The 16,018-nt window shown below is 74.4% G+C and carries 13 protein-coding genes; 4 read left to right on the top strand and 9 right to left on the bottom strand.

Annotation, left to right across the window (positions count from 1 at the left end; all coding sequences use genetic code 11):
* Nucleotides 1–218: 218 nt before the first annotated feature.
* From B073_RS0115890 to B073_RS0115900, 3 genes are all read right to left on the bottom strand, one after another.
* Nucleotides 219–1,139 carry an endonuclease/exonuclease/phosphatase family protein gene (locus B073_RS0115890; protein ID WP_420706440.1) on the bottom strand — a complete coding sequence of 307 codons (921 nt, stop codon included), beginning with the start codon at nt 1,137–1,139 and terminating at the stop codon, nt 219–221.
* A 307-nt stretch (nt 1,140–1,446) separates the two neighbouring features.
* Nucleotides 1,447–2,112, bottom strand: coding sequence for a TetR/AcrR family transcriptional regulator (locus tag B073_RS0115895; protein ID WP_018539076.1), 666 nt, complete (start codon nt 2,110–2,112; stop codon nt 1,447–1,449).
* Nucleotides 2,109–3,758, bottom strand: coding sequence for an MFS transporter (locus B073_RS0115900; protein WP_018539077.1), 1,650 nt, complete (start codon nt 3,756–3,758; stop codon nt 2,109–2,111). The genes B073_RS0115895 and B073_RS0115900 overlap by 4 nt, the downstream gene beginning before the upstream one ends.
* Nucleotides 3,759–4,018: 260 nt before the next feature.
* On the opposite strand from B073_RS0115900, the gene panB reads away from it, so the two are divergent.
* From panB to B073_RS0115915, 3 genes are all read left to right on the top strand, one after another.
* Nucleotides 4,019–4,924, top strand: a complete 906-nt coding sequence (panB, locus tag B073_RS0115905) for a 3-methyl-2-oxobutanoate hydroxymethyltransferase (protein WP_018539078.1) — start codon at nt 4,019–4,021, stop codon at nt 4,922–4,924.
* Nucleotides 4,925–5,015: 91 nt separating this feature from the next.
* The gene (locus B073_RS0115910; RefSeq protein WP_037811838.1) at nt 5,016–6,053 is read left to right on the top strand and encodes an ATP-binding cassette domain-containing protein; all 1,038 of its coding nucleotides are present in this window, start codon (nt 5,016–5,018) and stop codon (nt 6,051–6,053) included.
* Nucleotides 6,050–6,880, top strand: coding sequence for an ABC transporter permease (locus tag B073_RS0115915; protein WP_026247424.1), 831 nt, complete (start codon nt 6,050–6,052; stop codon nt 6,878–6,880). Before B073_RS0115910 ends, B073_RS0115915 begins: the two co-directional genes overlap by 4 nt.
* 53 nt (nt 6,881–6,933) lie before the next feature.
* Here B073_RS0115915 and B073_RS0115920 read toward each other — a convergent pair whose 3' ends face one another.
* The gene (locus tag B073_RS0115920) at nt 6,934–10,374 is read right to left on the bottom strand and encodes a BTAD domain-containing putative transcriptional regulator (RefSeq protein ID WP_018539081.1); all 3,441 of its coding nucleotides are present in this window, start codon (nt 10,372–10,374) and stop codon (nt 6,934–6,936) included.
* A 208-nt stretch (nt 10,375–10,582) separates the two neighbouring features.
* On the opposite strand from B073_RS0115920, the gene B073_RS0115925 reads away from it, so the two are divergent.
* Entirely contained in the window at nt 10,583–11,389 is an 807-nt protein-coding gene (locus B073_RS0115925; RefSeq protein ID WP_018539082.1) for a site-2 protease family protein, read from the top strand.
* A gap of 31 nt (nt 11,390–11,420) precedes the next feature.
* Here B073_RS0115925 and B073_RS0115930 read toward each other — a convergent pair whose 3' ends face one another.
* From B073_RS0115930 to B073_RS0115950, 5 genes are all read right to left on the bottom strand, one after another.
* Nucleotides 11,421–11,639, bottom strand: a complete 219-nt coding sequence (locus B073_RS0115930) for a hypothetical protein (protein ID WP_018539083.1) — start codon at nt 11,637–11,639, stop codon at nt 11,421–11,423.
* Nucleotides 11,640–11,748: 109 nt separating this feature from the next.
* On the bottom strand, nt 11,749–12,495 hold the full coding sequence (npdG, locus tag B073_RS0115935; protein ID WP_018539084.1) for an NADPH-dependent F420 reductase: 747 nt from the start codon (nt 12,493–12,495) through the stop codon (nt 11,749–11,751).
* A gap of 43 nt (nt 12,496–12,538) precedes the next feature.
* Nucleotides 12,539–13,390, bottom strand: a complete 852-nt coding sequence (locus B073_RS0115940; RefSeq protein ID WP_018539085.1) for a carbohydrate ABC transporter permease — start codon at nt 13,388–13,390, stop codon at nt 12,539–12,541.
* Nucleotides 13,387–14,370, bottom strand: coding sequence for a carbohydrate ABC transporter permease (locus tag B073_RS0115945; protein WP_018539086.1), 984 nt, complete (start codon nt 14,368–14,370; stop codon nt 13,387–13,389). The genes B073_RS0115940 and B073_RS0115945 overlap by 4 nt, the downstream gene beginning before the upstream one ends.
* Nucleotides 14,367–15,707, bottom strand: a complete 1,341-nt coding sequence (locus tag B073_RS0115950) for an ABC transporter substrate-binding protein (protein ID WP_018539087.1) — start codon at nt 15,705–15,707, stop codon at nt 14,367–14,369. Before B073_RS0115950 ends, B073_RS0115945 begins: the two co-directional genes overlap by 4 nt.
* Between the last annotated feature and the right edge of the window lie 311 nt (nt 15,708–16,018).

Genomic DNA, 16,018 nt, shown 5'->3' on the forward strand with positions numbered 1-16,018 from the left:
AAGGCCGAGATCGCGAGCGCGAGCAGAGCCAAGGGCATGGAGAACCTTTCGGGGGTGGGGTGGGGGTGCGCGGCGCGGGCGCGCGGAGGTCTAAGTTCTGGTTGGGAACAAAGTGTCCCAGGCCGAGTATTCCGCCGTGAAAACGGGAGATGAAAAACCCGCGCCGGCAGGGGGCCCGGGGGCCGTCCTGCCGGCGCGGGCGGTGCCGCGCGACCGGCTCAGATCTTCAGGGTGGCCGCCACCGGCCGGTGGTCACTGCCGGTGGCCGGCAGCACCCATGCCTTGACCGGGTCGATGCCCTTCACCAGGATCTGGTCGATCCGGGCCATCGGGAAGCCGGCCGGCCAGCTGAAGCCGAAGCCGTCGCCCGCGGCGCCCTGGGCGGAGCGCAGCTGGGAGGTGAGCGGGGCCAGCGAGCGGTCGTTCATGGTGCCGTTGAGGTCGCCCAGCAGCACGACCTGGCGGACCGGGTCGGCGGCGATCGCCTCGCCCAGTGCCTGGGCGCTGCCGTCGCGCTGGTTGGCGGTGAAGCCCTTGTCGACGTGGACCCGCACCGAGGGCATGTGGGCGACGTAGACCGCGACCTGCCGGCCGTCGGCGGCGCTGACGGTGGCGCGCAGCGCCCGCACCCAGCCGATCTTGATGTCCACCGGCCGGGTGTCGGCGAGCGGCCGCTTGCTCCACAGGCCGACGGTGCCCTGCACGGTGTGGTACGGGTACGCGGCGGCAAGTCCCTTGCGGTACACGGGAAGTGCGGTGCCGGTCAGCTCCTCCAGGGCGACCACGTCGGCGCCGGAGGCCACGACGTCCCGGGCGGTGGCGGCCGGATCGGTGTTGTCCGCGTCGACGTTGTGGCTGAGCACCGTCAGATTGCCGCCGGTGCCGGACTTGTCGGTGATCTGTCCGCCGAAGAGGCTGACCCAGGCGAACACCGGCAGCACCAGCGCCACCAGCGCGGTCGCCGAGCGGCGCAGCAGGGCGCAGAGCAGCAGCAGCGGGATGCCCAGCCCCAGCCACGGCAGGAAGGTCTCCAGCAGACTCCCCAGATTTCCCACGGTGTTGGGGATCCGGGCGTGCAGCAGCAGCGCCAGCCCGAGGAGCACCGCGAGCACCGCGAGCACGATGCCGCGCCGCCACATCCCTTCGCGGCGCCACCAGTTCCGCAGGCGCCCGGACCGGGAACCGGCCCGCCCGGGCCCCCCGCCCTGTTCCGGCTCCGTCATGTACGCCTGCGCCATACCGCTGTCCTCACTGCCTTGCCGCCCTGCTCCGGTGCGCCTCACCTGTGATCTTCGACCCTAGGTGATGGCCGTGAAACGCGTTCTTAGATCTGTGTTCCGTCGGTATCCGTCTCCGCGTTCCCGCACGAGAGGACGGTGGGCCCGGGGCCCGGGTTCCGGTCCCGGCGTTCATGACGCCGGCTGTGACAGAACGGGCATGGTCCGGTCATACGCGGCCGGGCTCCGTCGGCGTCCGCGGCCGGACGCCGTCCAGCACCGCGTCGACGATGTCCTCGGCGAGCCCCTCGGGCAGTTCCTTCCACTCGTGCAGGAGGGCGCGGGCCAGCAACGGGCCGACGAGGAGGTCGGCGAGGGTCTCCAGGTCCTGGTCGGCGCGGATCTCGCCGTCGGCCACCCCGCGCCGCAGCACCGCGAGCAGCGCCTCGTGCCGGGCCCGGACGACCGTCGTGTGGTACTCCGCCCACAGCTCGGGCTGGGACCGGACGTGGCTGACGACGGTGCGCAGCACGGCCGAACTGCGCTGGGACAGGCCGCGGCGGCGCAGGAACTCCAGCAGCCGCACCAGGTCCTCGCGGACCGAGCCGCCGTCCGGCGGCGGGCAGGGCACGTCCAGCGACCGCATCACATCGAGCATCAGCGCGCTCTTGCCGGACCAGCGGCGGTAGAGGGTGGCCTTGCCCACCCCGGCCTCCCGGGCGATCCGCTCCATGGACAGCTCGCCTATCGCCACGCCGTCCTCGATCAGCCGGAGCACCGCCTCGACGATGGCGGAGTCGGCCGCGGCGCTGCGCGGGCGGCCCGGGCGCCGGGGAGCCGCCGCACCCGCGCGCGCCCCCGCCGCCCGTCCGCGGTCTTCCGCCACCCGGCTCATCGTGCTGCGCCCGCCTTCCGTCCGTCCCGCGGCTCCGCGGCATGCGGGGCCGGGCCCATTTTGCCCGGCAGGAACGCGGCGACGATCACGGCCCCGACCACCGAGACGGCCGCCGAGCCCAGCGCGGTGACGTGCATGGCGTGCAGGAAGGCGTCGTCGGCCTTGATCGTCAGCATGCGGGCGGGCAGCGGGCGCAGCCGGGCGGCGAGGCCGAGGGTGGCCTCGATGGACTCGCCGGCCGCGGACCGCACCGGGCCGGGCACCCCGCGCAGCGCGTCCAGGCTGCCCTGGATGCCGGTGCGGTAGCTGGTGGACAGCAGCGAGCCCAGGACGGCGACGCCGAGGGTGCCGCCGACCTGCCGGAAGATGTTGTTGAGCGCCGAGCCGGAGCCGGCCTTCTCGCGCGGCAGCGACTGCATGATCGTGACGGTGACCGGCGGCATGATGTGCGCCATGCCGGTGCCCTGGAGGAAGAACAGCACCTCCAGCACCCAGATCGGGGTGTCGGTGCCCAGCAGCAGCATCCCGGCCATGGTGACGGCCACCACCAGCATGCCGACGGTGCACACCGCGCGGGCCCCGAAGCGGTCCACCGCGAGCCGGGCCCGGGGCGCGAAGACCAACTGGGCGGCGGCCAGCGGCAGGATCAGCAGCCCGGACTCCAGCGGACTGTAGCCGCGCACGCTCTGGACGTAGAAGACGATGAAGAACGTGACGCCCATCAGCGCGAAGAAGACCAGCGCGATGGCGGCGACGGCGGCCGAGAAGGCCGGCTTGCGGAAGTGGCCGATGTCGATGGACGGGTGGTCGCTGCGCTTCTGGTGGACGACGAACCCGGCCAGCACCAGCAGCCCGCTCACCGCCGTGGCCAGCACCTGGGGGGCGGTGAAGTCGGCGAGCTGACCGCCCTTGATGATCCCGTAGACCAGCAGGACCAGGCCGACCACGGAGAGCAGCACGCCGACCGGGTCCAGCCTCCCGGGGGCGGGGTCCCTGGAGTCGGGCACCAGGACCACCATCACGACCAGTGCGACCAGCACGATCGGGACGTTGACGAGGAAGACCGAGCCCCACCAGAAGTGGTCGAGCAGCAGCCCGCCGGCGATCGGGCCGATGGCGATGGCCAGCCCCACGCCGCCGGCCCAGATGCCGATCGCCCGGGGCTGCTCCTCGCGGTCGAAGACGTTCATCAGGATGGCGAGGGTGGCCGGCATGACGAAGGCGCCGCCCAGGCCCATCAGGGCGCGGAAGGCGATGAGCTGGGCGGGCGAGGCGGAGACCGCGGCGAGCACCGAGCCGGTGCCGAAGACCGCCAGGCCGAAGAGGAGGACCTTCTTCCGGCCGAGGCGGTCGCCGAGCAGGCCGGAGGTGAACAGCAGCCCGGCGAAGACCAGCGTGTAGGAGTTGATCGCCCACTCCAGCTCGCTCTGGGTGGCGCCGAGGCCGGCCGGGGCCGGGGTCGCGATGGTCTTCATCGCGACGTTGAGGATGGAGTTGTCCAGCACCACGATCAGCAGGCTGAGCATCAGCACGGAGAGGATCAGCCAGCGCCTGCGGTGGATGTGCGCGGGGATGCGGGAGGCGGCGGAGGCGCCGCAGGGACCGGGAGCGCCGGGTGCGCCCGGCGGGGGCGGTGAGGTGGCCATGGCGTCACCATACGCTCGTTGCGATACGGGCCCGTTCCGTATTGGTGAGTCGCCGTCGGAGGCCACCGGTTCGCCGGAGCGGCCCGGTCGCCGGCGGCCCGGCCGCCCGTCTCCACCCGCGCCCGCTCCCCCGCCACCGGGGCGGCTCCGCGCGACCGGGTACCGCCCCCTTTTGCTCCCCGGGCACCCCGTGCCAGCATGGACGGGAGTCCGGAGACACCGTCAGGGTGCTTCGAGATGAGGAAACAGGAGCCGTCACCATGACGCAGCTTTCGCCTGCCCGGAAGCCGGCCGCGGGGGCCACCGCCGAGCCCACCGCCAAGCCCGCCAAGGACAACCCCAAGGCGCTCTACGGAGGCACCGCCTCGCGCCGCCTCACCGTCCGTGACATCGCCGCCGCCAAGGAGCGCGGCGAGAAGTGGCCGATGCTCACCGCCTACGACGCCATGACCGCCTCGGTCTTCGACGAGTCCGGTATCCCGGTGCTGCTCGTCGGCGACTCGATGGGCAACTGCCACCTCGGCTACGAGTCCACCGTGCCGGTCACGCTGGACGAGATCACCATGCTGTCCGCGGCGGTGGTCCGCGGCACCAAGCGCGCCCTGGTCGTCGCCGACCTGCCGTTCGGCTCGTACCAGGAAGGCCCGGTCCAGGCGCTGCGCAGCGCCACCCGGCTGGTCAAGGAGGCCGGGGTGGGCGCCGTCAAGCTGGAGGGCGGGGAGCGCTCCGCGCACCAGGTGGAGCTGCTGGTCTCGTCCGGCATCCCGGTGATGGCGCACGTCGGGCTGACCCCGCAGTCGGTGCACGCCTTCGGCGGCTACCCGGTCCAGGGCCGCGGCGAGGAGGCCGCCCAGCAGCTGCTGCGGGACGCCAAGGCGGTGCAGGACGCCGGGGCGTTCGCGGTGGTCCTGGAGGCGGTGCCGGCCGAGCTGGCGGCCGAGGTCACCCGCTCGCTGCACATCCCGACCGTCGGCATCGGCGCCGGGGCCGAGTGCGACGCCCAGGTGCTGGTGTGGACCGACATGGCGGGCTTCACCGCCGGCCGGGTGCCGCGGTTCGTCAAGCAGTACCTCCGGCTGCGGGAGCTGCTCGGCGACGCGGCCCGGGAGTTCGCCGAGGACGTGGTCGGCGGCGCCTTCCCGGCCGAGGAGCACACCTTCCACTGAGGCCCGGCCGACGGGCCGCCGACGGCCGGAACTCCCCGGCTGTCGGCGGCCTGTCGGTGCGTTGTCGGTGGCGTCCGGCACCTTTGAGGGCATGACGCGACAGACGATAACCACCGGGGGCGGCAACGCCGTGGAGGTGCGCGGTCTGGTCAAGCACTTCGGCGCGGTCAAGGCCGTCGACGGGGTGGACCTGGACGTGCGCGAGGGCACCGTGCTCGGCGTCCTCGGCCCCAACGGCGCGGGCAAGACCACCCTCGTCCGCTGCCTGTCCACCCTCCTGGTGCCGGACGCCGGACGCGCCGTGGTGGCCGGCTGCGACGTGGTGCGCCAGCCCCGCGCGCTGCGCCGCCGGATCGGCCTGACCGGGCAGTACGCCTCGGTCGACGAGAAGCTCTCCGGCTGGGAGAACCTCTACATGATCGGGCGGCTGCTGGACCTCTCCCGCAAGGAGGCCCGGTCCCGAGCCGACGCGATGCTGGAGCGGTTCTCGCTGACCGAGGCCGCCGGGCGCCCGGCCGGGAAGTACTCCGGCGGCATGCGGCGCCGGCTCGACCTGGCCGCCTCGATGATCGGCCGGCCGGCGGTCCTCTATCTGGACGAGCCGACCACCGGCCTGGACCCCCGTACGCGGAACGAGGTGTGGGACGAGGTCCGGCGGATGGTCCGCGACGGCGCCACGGTCCTGCTGACCACCCAGTACATGGAGGAGGCCGAGCAGCTCGCCGACGAGCTGGCGGTCATCGACCGCGGCCGGGTCATCGCCGAGGGCCGGGTCGAGGAGCTGAAGGCCAAGGTCGGCGGGCGGACGCTGCAGGTCCGGCCGGCCGACGCGGGCGAGCTGGACCGGATGGTGGGCGCCCTCGCCCAGGCCGGTCTGGACGGCATCGCCGGGGCGACGGCCGACCACGACGGGGGTGTGGTCAACGTGCCCATCGTCAGCGACGAGCAACTGACCGCGGTGGTCGGGCTGCTGGGTGCCCGGGGCTTTGCGCTCGCCGGGATATCCACCCATCTGCCCAGCCTGGACGAGGTGTTCCTGGCCATCACGGGCCAGAAGACGTCCGAGGCCGCGGACGCGGATCGGGCCGTCGAGACCGAGAACGAAGAGTACGCGGGGGTGTCGGCATGACTGCGGTGACGATGACGGCGGTAGCGGCGGAGCCCGGCGCCGACGAGGGGCGGATCGGCCTGCGCGCCAATCTGCGGCACATCGGCGCGCTGGCGCGGCGCAATCTCGTGCAGATCCGGAACGATCCGCAGACGCTGTTCGACGCGCTGCTGATGCCCGTCGTCTTCATCCTGTTGTTCGTCTACGTCTTCGGCGGCGCCATCGCCGGCAAGGGCAACCAGCAGGAGTACGTGCAGTATCTGGTGCCCGGCCTCATGGCGATGACGGGCATGAACATCGCCATGGCGGTGGGCACCGGCGTCAACGAGGACTTCCGCAAGGGCGTGATGGACCGTTTCCGGACGATGCCGATCGCCCGGTCCTCGGTCCTGATAGCCAAGGTGGTGGTCGAGGTCGGCCGGATGCTGCTGGCCACCGCGATCCTGCTGGGCATGGGATTCCTGCTGGGCCTCGAAATACGCGGCTCGATACCGGAGTTCGCCGCCTCGGTGCTGCTGTCCACGGTCTTCGGCGCCGCCCTGATGTGGATCTTCGTCCTGCTGGGGCTCAGTGTGCAGACGCCGCAGGCGGTGCAGGGCATGGCGACGCTGGTGCTGATGCCGCTCCAGTTCGGCTCGTCGATCTTCGCGCCGACGGCGTCGATGCCCGGCTGGCTGGCGGGCTTCGCCAAGGTCAACCCGCTGTCCAACCTCGCGGACGCGGCCCGCGCGCTGATCAACGGCCAGGGCGCGGTGGCCCATCCGGTGCTGGTCACGCTCGGCTGGACGGTCGCCATCACGGCCGTCACCATGCCGCTCGCGGTGCGGAAGTTCCGCTCCAAGACCTGACGCGACGACACCTGACGCGACGGCCGCGGGGGGCCGACTCCCGCCCGGCCGCGTCAGAGCAGGGCGGTGGCCTCGTCGAACGAGAGGCCGCCGCCCTCGGCGCGGGCGGCCTCGTAGTCCGGATCGGCCAGCAGCGCGCGCACGGCCTCCTCGGCGCGCGCCCGGCCCTCCCGGACGGAGAGCGGCGGCACCTGCGCACCGGCCCACAGGGCGTCGAACGCGCCGATCAGCCGGGCCGCGTCCCGGGCCCCGGCCGCGCCCCGGACCGCCACCAGCACCCGGGCGCCGACCAGCAGCTGCAGCACCGGCAGATCCGGGTCGACCATCTCCGTCAGCGGGTCCCGGGTCAGCTCCAGCGCCCGCCGGAGCCGCGGGAGGAGTTCCGGGCCGTGCTGCCCCTCCTCCACGTCCAGCGAGAGCAGCAGGCCGTCCAGCAGCCCCAGGAAGAGATCCGGGCCGTGCCCGGCGAACGCCTCCCGTACGGCGAGGAGTTCGCGGCGGGCCTCCTGGGTACGCCCGGTGATCGACATCTGCACGGCCAGCGCCATGCGGGTGAACGGCACCGCGTCCCGGCCGCCGGCGCGGTCCTCCGCCTCGGCCAGCACCTCCCGCAGCATCCGCTCGCCCTCGTCCGGGCGGCCGGTCTCGATCATCACGCCGCCCAGCCGGGCGCGCAGCATCAGGGTCTGGCCGTGCGCGCCCAGCTCCTCGGCATGCACCATCGCGGCCGTGAAGTCGCGCGTCGCGGCGTCGTACTCGCCGCGCTTCTCGGCGGTCTCGCCGCGGCCGGCCAGCGCCTCGGACGCGCCCCAGGCGTCGCCCAGCCGGTGGAAGATCCGCAGTGCCTCGTCGGCGTCCCGGGTCGCCTGACCCAGCCCGCCGCGGCGGTCGTTGAGCACCCGGGAGCGCAGCTGGAGGACGAAGGCCAGCTCCCAGTCGTAGCCGTGGCCGCGGCACGCCTCGACCGCGGCGTCGAGGAGTCCGGCCAGGCCCTCCCAGCGGCCGGTGAGCACCACCGCGAAGTACCACATCACGCCGGGCACCTTGCAGGTCTGCGGCATCCCGGCCCGGTAGGCGGCGAGGATCCCGGCCAGCTCCTCCTGCATCTCCGCGCTGTGCAGCGCCCGCAGGCCGGCGTCATGGGTGGACAGTGCCACCAGCCGCACCTGGCGGCGGGCCTCCGCCAGCTGCGCGGGGTCCATCGGCGGGGGTGCGTCGATGGGCCGCTCGTACAGGTCGGGGGCGGGGGTGACGGGCGGGGCGAACGGGTTGGGGCCCAGGGCGCCGGCGGCGCAGGCCCAGGCGTGGGCTTCGCCGCGGTGGTCGCACAGCGACCAGAACCACTGGAGGGAGAGCACCAGGCACAGCGCCTCGTGCTCGTCGCCGGCGGCGATCGCCCGGCGCAGCGCGGTACGGAGGTTGTCGTGCTCCAGCTGCAGCCGGCCGATCGCGGCGCGCTGCCCGCGGCCGCGCAGCAACGGGTCGGTGGTGCGGGCCAGTTCGCGGTAGCGGACCAGGTGGCGGCGCTCGGCGTCGGCCCGCTCCCCGGCCTCGTCCAGCCGCTCCCCGGCGTACTCGGCGACGGTCTCCAGCAGCCGGTAGCGCATCTGCGCCCCGGTGTCGTCGGCCGCGCCGTCCGGGTCGGCCACCACCAGCGACTTGTCGATCAGCGAACCGAGCAGTCCGGCGACCTCGTACGGCGCCACGCCGCCGGCCGCGCAGACCTCCTCCGCGGCGGCCAGGTCGCAGCCCCCGGCGAAGACCGACAGCCGGCGCAATACCGCCCGCTCGGGTTCGCCGGTCAGGTCCCAGGACCAGTCCACCACCGCGCGCAGCGTCTGCTGGCGCGGCAGCAGGGTGCGGCTGCCGCTGGTCAGGAGCCGGAAGCGGTCGTCGAGCCGGTCGGCGAGCTGACGGGGCGTCATCAAGCGGAGCCGGGCGGCGGCGAGTTCGATCGCCAGCGGCAGGCCGTCCAGCCGGCGGCAGATCTCGGCGCAGGCGGTCGCGGTCGCCTCGTCGGCGTCGACCCGGAAACCGGGGCGGGCGGCGGCCCCGCGGTCGGCCAGCAGCCGCAGTGCGACCGGGTCGGGCAGCGGTTCCACCGGCCGCAGCACCTCGCCCGGCACGGCCAGCGGCTCCCGGCTGGTGGCCAGCACCGTCACGCCCGGGCAGGCGGTGAGCAGCCGTTCGGCCAACTCGGCGGCGGCGCCGATCACATGCTCGCAGTTGTCCAGGACCAGCAGCATCCGGCGGCCGGCGCAGTGTTCGGCGAGCCGGGCGTGCGGGTCGCGGACGGCGTGGTCGGCGGCGGCCCGCAGCCCTTCGGCGGTGGTGGCCCGGACGACGGTCTCGCGGGCCCCGAGCGCGGTCAGCACCGCCTCCGGCACCGTCCGCGGATCGTCCACCGGGGCCAGCTCGGCCAGCCAGACGCCGTGCGGCCAGGCGTCCGGCAGGGCGGCCGCGGCGGTCTCGGCGCCCTCCTGGGAGAGCCGGGTCTTGCCGGCGCCGCCCGGGCCCAGCAGCGTCACCAGCCGGTGCACGGCCAGGTCGGCGCGGAGCGCGGCGAGGTCCTGCTCGCGGCCGACGAAGGAGGTGAGGCGGGCCCGGAGGTTGCCGGGGCGGGCGGGGGCGGCGGGCGCGTCCGGGCCGGGGGCCGGGAGGTCCGGGGCGGCAGGGGCGGCGGGCACGGGGGCGAACTCCACCGGGGCCGACGCGACCGCCGGGACCGCCGTGCCCGCCGGGACTCTCGCGAGGTCCGGCTGGAGCAGTTCGGCGTGCAGGGCGCGCAGCTCCGGGCCGGGGTCGGCGCCCAGCCGCTCGGCGAGGCCGGTGCGTATCTCCTCGTACGCGGCGAGCGCCTCGGCGGTGCGGCCGGCGGCGCGCAGGGCCCGCAGCCGCAGCGCCTGCAAGGGCTCGTCCAGCGGGTGGTCCTGGCAGAGCGCGGTCAGGGACGGCAGCGCCTGGGCGGCCCGGCCCAGGGCGAGGTCGGCGGCGAGGCGGGTGCGCCGGGCGTCCAGCCGGCGGCTCTCGGCGCGGACCGCCTCGACGGCCGCCTCGGGCAGGTCGGCGAGGGCCGGTCCGCGCCAGAGCGCCAGTGCCTCGTCGAGCAGGGCCGCGGCGCGGTCCGGGTCGGCGGCGTCCAGCGCCCGGCCGCCCTCCGCCGTCAGCCGCTCGAAGCGGTGCAGATCGACCGCGTCCGGCTCGGCGCAGAGCAGATAGCCGCCGTCCACGGAGGCGATCGCGGAGCGGCCCAGGGCCCGGCGCAGCCGGCCGACCAGTGCCTGGAGGGCGCCGGGCGCGTCGACCGGCGGGTCCATGCCCCAGACGTCGGCGATCAGGGCGTCCGCGGGCAGCGCCCGGCCGGGCCGCAGCGCGAGCGCGGCCAGCAGGGCGCGCAGCCGGGCGCCGCCGAGGGCGACGGCGGTGCCGTCGGCCCGGCCGGCCCGGGTGGTGCCGAGAATTCCGTAGCGCACCGAGCCATTGTCGCCCGCCACCGGAACTCCCCGGGTACCGAGCGACGTTTCCGGGTACGGGGTGTGCCCGACCCCGCCCGACCCCGCCCGACCCAGACAGGCCGGACCCGGCCCGTGCGCCGGTGGCGGCACGGCGGTTACCGTCGGGACGGCCCGTCCGCGGCCCGTGGCCCGGAAACCCCGCCCGCGACCGACCGCCCATGACCGACCCCCTGGGAGCCCCGTACCGATGACCACCGCAATCCCGCGCGCCGACCGCCGCGTCAGCCCGGTCTTCCTCGCGCTCGTCGCCGTCCTGGCGGTCTCCGGCTGGGCCGTCTGGAGCGGGACCCTCGCGGCCAGTACCGGCTTCGCGGTCTTCCTGTTCGTGACGGCGGCCTGGGTGGTGTCGCTGTGCCTGCACGAGTACGCGCACGCCCGCACCGCGCTGCACGGCGGCGACATCACGGTGGGCGCGAAGGGCTATCTCACCCTCAACCCGTTCGTCTACTCCCATGCGCTGCTGAGCATCGTGCTGCCGGTGCTCTTCGTGGTCATGGGCGGGATCGGGCTGCCGGGCGGCGCGGTGTTCATCGAGCGCGGCCGGATCCGCGGCCGCTGGCGGCACAGCCTGATCTCCGCGGCCGGGCCGCTGACCAACGCCCTGTTCGCCGCGGTGGTCAGCGCGCCGTTCTGGCTGCACGCCGTGGACGGCATCCCGGACCCGTTCCGCTACGCGCTGGCGTTCCTGGCGCTGCTCCAGGTGACCGCCGCGATCCTGAACTTCCTCCCGGTGCCCGGCCTGGACGGCTTCGGCGTGCTCGAGCCCTGGCTGTCGGACCGGGTGCGGCGGCAGGTCGCGCCGTACGCGCCGTTCGGGATGCTGGCGGTCTTCGGGCTGCTGTGGGTGCCGGAGGTCAACCAGGTCTTCTTCGAGCTGGTGCACACGGTCCTGCGGGGCCTGGGCGTGCCGGCCTGGGACACCTACTGGGGCCAGGAGTTCTTCCGCTTCTGGCAGGGCGAGCCGCAGGTGCCGCAGCTCGGCGGGGCGGCATAGCGACCGGCCCCGCGCCCGCCGCCAGGTGCGGTCAGGCGGCGGCGCCGGTCCGGCGGGCGCGGTCCAGCTTCGCCTTGCGGAGGTAGTACCACGCCATGTTGCTGGAGACGCCCGCCAGCAGGACCCACACGATGCCGACGAAGCTGCCCTCGACGAAGGAGACCACCGCCGCGGCGACGGCGAGCACGCAGACGGCGAGGGCGAGGACGGCGAGGCGCCGGTCCGGTCCGGGCGGGGGCAGGGAGGGCATGGGGTCGGCTCCTGTCGGGTCGTGCGGTCCGTTCCAGTGTCCCTTATGCCGGGCGGCGCCCCGCCCGCCCCCTCCCCCGCCCGGACCCGGGCGTCGATGAGGGTCCGGCTCAGACGTCGGTGACCCGGAGCCCGGCGTGCGCCTTGTAGCGGCGGTTGACCGAGATCAGGTTGGCGACCAGCGACTCGACCTGGTGGGCGTTGCGCAGCCGGCCGGCGAAGACGCCGCGCATGCCGGGGATGCGGGCGGTCAGCGCCTGCACCAGGTCGGTGTCGGCGCGGCGCTCGCCGAGCACCATCACATCGGTGTCGATCTCGGCGATGGCCGGGTCCTGGAGCAGGACGGCGGAGAGGTGGTGGAAGGCGGCGGTGACCCGGGACTCCGGCAGCAGCGCGGCGGCCTGTTCGGCGGCGCTGCCCTCCTCGGGCTTGAGCGCGTAGGCGCCCTTCTTGTCGAAGCCGAGCGGGTTGACGCAGTCGATCACCAGCTTGCCGGCCAGCTCCGCGCGGAGCGCCTGGAGGGTCTTGGCGTGGCCCTCCCAGGGCACCGCGACGATCACCACGTCGCTGCGCCGGGCGCAGTCGGCGTTGGCGGCGCCCTCGACGCCCAGACCCAGCTCGTCCGCGGCGGCCTGCGCCCGCTCGGCGGCCCGGGAACCGATGATGACCTTGTGGCCGGCCCGGGCGAACCGGTAGGCCAGGCCGCGGCCCTGGTCGCCGGTGCCGCCGAGGACGCCGATCACCAGGCCGGAGACGTCCGGCAGGTCCCAGGGGTCGCGGGCGGCCGGCTTGGCGGCGGTGGACGAGGGCTCGGCCGGGGACCCGGCCGGGGTGGCAGCAGCGTCGGAAGTAGTCATGACAGCGATACTGTCACGCCCGGGTGCGGTGCCGGGCGCGCGGTCACGCCTTGACGCCGCCCTCGGTCAGCCCGGTGCGCCAGTACCGCTGGAGCACCGTCATCAGGACCATCAGCGGCAGTACGGACAGCAGCGCGCCGCCGACCGTGTACTGGTAGAGCACCGGCTGCCGGTCCGCGTAGCCCAGCCACGTCGTCAGCCCCAACTGGACCGGGTAGAGGCCGGAGTCGGAGAGCATCACCAGCGGCAGGAAGTAGTTGTTCCAGATGTGGACGAACTGGAACAGGAAGACGGTGACCAGCGCCGGGCCCATCAGCCGCAGCCCCAGCCCGGCGAAGATCCGCGCCTCGCCCGCGCCGTCGATCCGGGCCGCCTCCAGGAGCGCGTCCGGCACCGCGGCGGCCGCGTAGATCCGGCACAGATAGACCCCGAACGGGCTGACCACACTGGGAATCAGCACCGCCACGTAGGTGTCGGCCAGGCCCAGCGCGCTGAACAGGAAGTACAGCGGCAGGGCCAGCGCGGTGGACGGGATCAGCACCCCGGCCAGCACCAGGCCGAAGACCGCCTCCCGCCCCCGGAACGGGAACTTGGCCAGCGCGTAGCCCGCCGCGGCGGACAGCAGGGTGGCGCAGACCGCGCCGGCGCCGGCGTAGAGCAGGGAGTTGGCGAACCAGCGGACGTAGACGCCGTGGTCGTAGGTGAGGACGGCGGCGAGGTGGGCCAGCGGCCGCGGGTGGTCGGAGAACCAGAAGCCGAAGGTGCCGAAGAGGTCGGCGCTGTCCTTGGTGGCGGAGACGGCCAGCCAGTAGACGGGCGCGAGGAAGTAGAGCGCGGCGACGGCCAGCAGGGAGCTGGTGATGATCCGGTGGCGCACCGGGACCCGGCTGCTCATCGGCGGTCCTTCCCGCGCCCGCCGGCCGCCCGCAGGAAGCCGAACGAGGCCGCGCACGCCACCAGCGCCAGCAGCACCGCCTCGGCCGCCGCCCGGTGCTGGTTGCCGCCGACGAACGCCTCGCTGTAGGCGTGCAGGTTGGGGGTGTAGCCGGAGTCGATGGAGGAGGTGAGCGGCCGCAGCACCATCGGCTCGGCGAAGAGCTGGAGGGTGCCGATGATGCTGAAGACGGTGGTGAGCACCAGCGCCGGGCGGAGCAGCGGGAGCTTGAGGTGGCGGGCCACCTGCCAGCCGCTCGCGCCGTCGATCCGCGCGGCCTCGTACAGCTCGCCGGGGACGGACTTCAGCTGGGCGATCAGCACCAGCATGGTGTAGCCGGTGAACTGCCAGGTGACGATGTTGGCCAGGGACCACAGCACGCTGCCGCGGGAGAGGAAGTCGACGTCCCAGCCGACTCCTTGGGCGATCCGCACCAGCGGGCTGAGGCCGGGGACGTAGAGGAAGCCCCACAGGATGGAGGCGATCACCCCGGGCACCCCGTAGGGCAGGAAGAAGGCGCCGCGGAAGAAGGAGACCCAGCGGGCGGCGGCGCTCTCCAGGAGCAGCGCCAGCGCGGTGGCGAGCACGGTCATCAGCGGGATCTGGACGGCGCCGAAGAGCAGCACCCGGCCGAAGCCGGCCAGGAACCGGTCGTCGGCCAGCGCCTGGGCGTAGTTGGCGAGGCCGGCGAACACCTCGCGCTCCGTGCCGAGGCCGAGCGGCCCGGTGCGCGTGGTGCGCCGCAGGCTGGTCCACACCGCGTAGCAGACGGGGGCGAGGTAGCAGAGGGCGAAGACGGCGAGGAAGGGCAGCACGAAGCCGGCCGCGGCCCGGGCGTTGCGGCGGCCGGGGCGCCCGGTCCGGTACGCGGTTCGGTGCGCGGCCCGGCGCGGGCGCCGCGCGGTGGCCGCCCCGGCCGCGGGCCCGCTGTGTCCGCTCATGTGCCGCTCTCCGCCTTCAGGCCCTTGTCCCGCAGGTCGGCGACGGTCTGGCGCTGCACCTGGGTGAGCACCGAGCGGAACGAGCCGCCGTCAGCCAGCGCGTCGGTGAAGGCGTCGCCGAGCCGCTGGAAGAGGGTGTCCACGCCCGGCCCCCACTGCCAGCTGGTGTCCACGTGGGCCCCGGCGTCGGCGAAGACCCGGCTGTAGGGCTGACCGCCGAAGAAGTCCTTGTCGGCGTCGAGGGCACCGGCGGCGTAGCCGGCCTTGGCGCTGGGGAAGCCGTAGCCGCCCTTGATGAGCAGGGCGAGCGACTGCGGGTCGGTGTTGAGCCAGACGGCGAAGTCCAGGGCGTCCCGGGGGTAGCCGGCCCTGGCGAAGACGGCGGTGGTGGAGCCGCCCCAGTTGGCGAAGGCCCGGCCGCCGGGGCGCCACTGGGGCAGCGGGGCGGCCCGCCACTTCCCCTTGGTGCCGGGTGCGTTGCCGGCCAGCAGGGCGTCGCCCCAACTGGCGCCCACCCAGGCGGGGACGGCGCCGGTCTGGAGGTCCTTGTACCAGGCGTCCCGGCGGTCCGGGATGGTCAGTACGAGCTTCCCGCGGACCAGCGCCTCCCAGTAGTCGGCGACCCGGCGGGTGGGGGCGTCGTCGAGGTGCACGATCCACGTGTCGCCGTGGGTGGCGTACCACCGGGCGCCGGCCTGCCAGGCCAGGCCGGCGAAGCGGTTGCCGTTGGTGGGGGCGAAGGTCTCGATCCAGGCGCCGTGCCGGCGGATCTTCTTGGCCGCGTCCTCGTAGTCGTCCCATGTCCGGGGCACCTGGATGCCCCACCGGTCGAAGAGGTCCTGGCGGACGAAGAGTCCCATCGGCCCGCTGGCCTGCGGGACGGCGTAGATGCCGGAGCCGAAGGCGGCCTGCCGCCACTGCCAGGCGAAGAACTTGTCGCGGTGCCGGGCGGCGCCGAGCGGGGCGAGGTCGCGCAGCCCGCCGTCCAGGAGGAAGCCGGGGAGCACCGGGAACTCGATCTGGCCCAGGTCGGGCGGGTTGCCGGCCTTGATCGCGGCGTGCATCTTGGCGTACTGCTCGCCGTTGACCGCCGACACCTTCTCCACCCTGACCTGGACGTCGGGGTTGCGGCGGTTCCACAGGTCCACGGGGCGGTCGATGCCCGGCACCCAGGACCAGAAGGTGAGGGTGATCTTCTGGCCCTTCTTCCGTTCCCGGGGCGCGCCGCCGCCGTCGCCGCCGCTGCCGCAGCCGGCGAGCGCCGCGCCGGCGGCGGCCGCCCCGCCCAGGACCGTTCTCCGGCGGACGCCGCCGCGGGGGCTGTCTGTGCTGGTCATGCCGGCTCCTTGCGGGGATGCGGCGGAAGGTGAGGGTCGCGCGGGCGCTGCCGTCACCCGTCGGCTCACCCCTCAGCTGGGCGGGACGTAGGACGTCCCTTGTCCTGCGGACGATAAGAAGGCCCCAACTGCCCGTCAAGGCACGCCACATGACGCTTTTCCGTGTCGGCGACGACACCGGCGACACGGGATGAAATCCCGGTGAACGGGGCGGACGGGGCCGCGGCGGGCACGCGGCGCACCGGCCGGCCCGGACCGCCGGACGCGCCCGGTGCGGCCCGCCGGGCAGGCCCTGTCCGCCCGGCCGGGCG

This window comes from Streptomyces sp. MspMP-M5 (assembly GCF_000373585.1).
Lineage (GTDB): Bacteria > Actinomycetota > Actinomycetes > Streptomycetales > Streptomycetaceae > Streptomyces.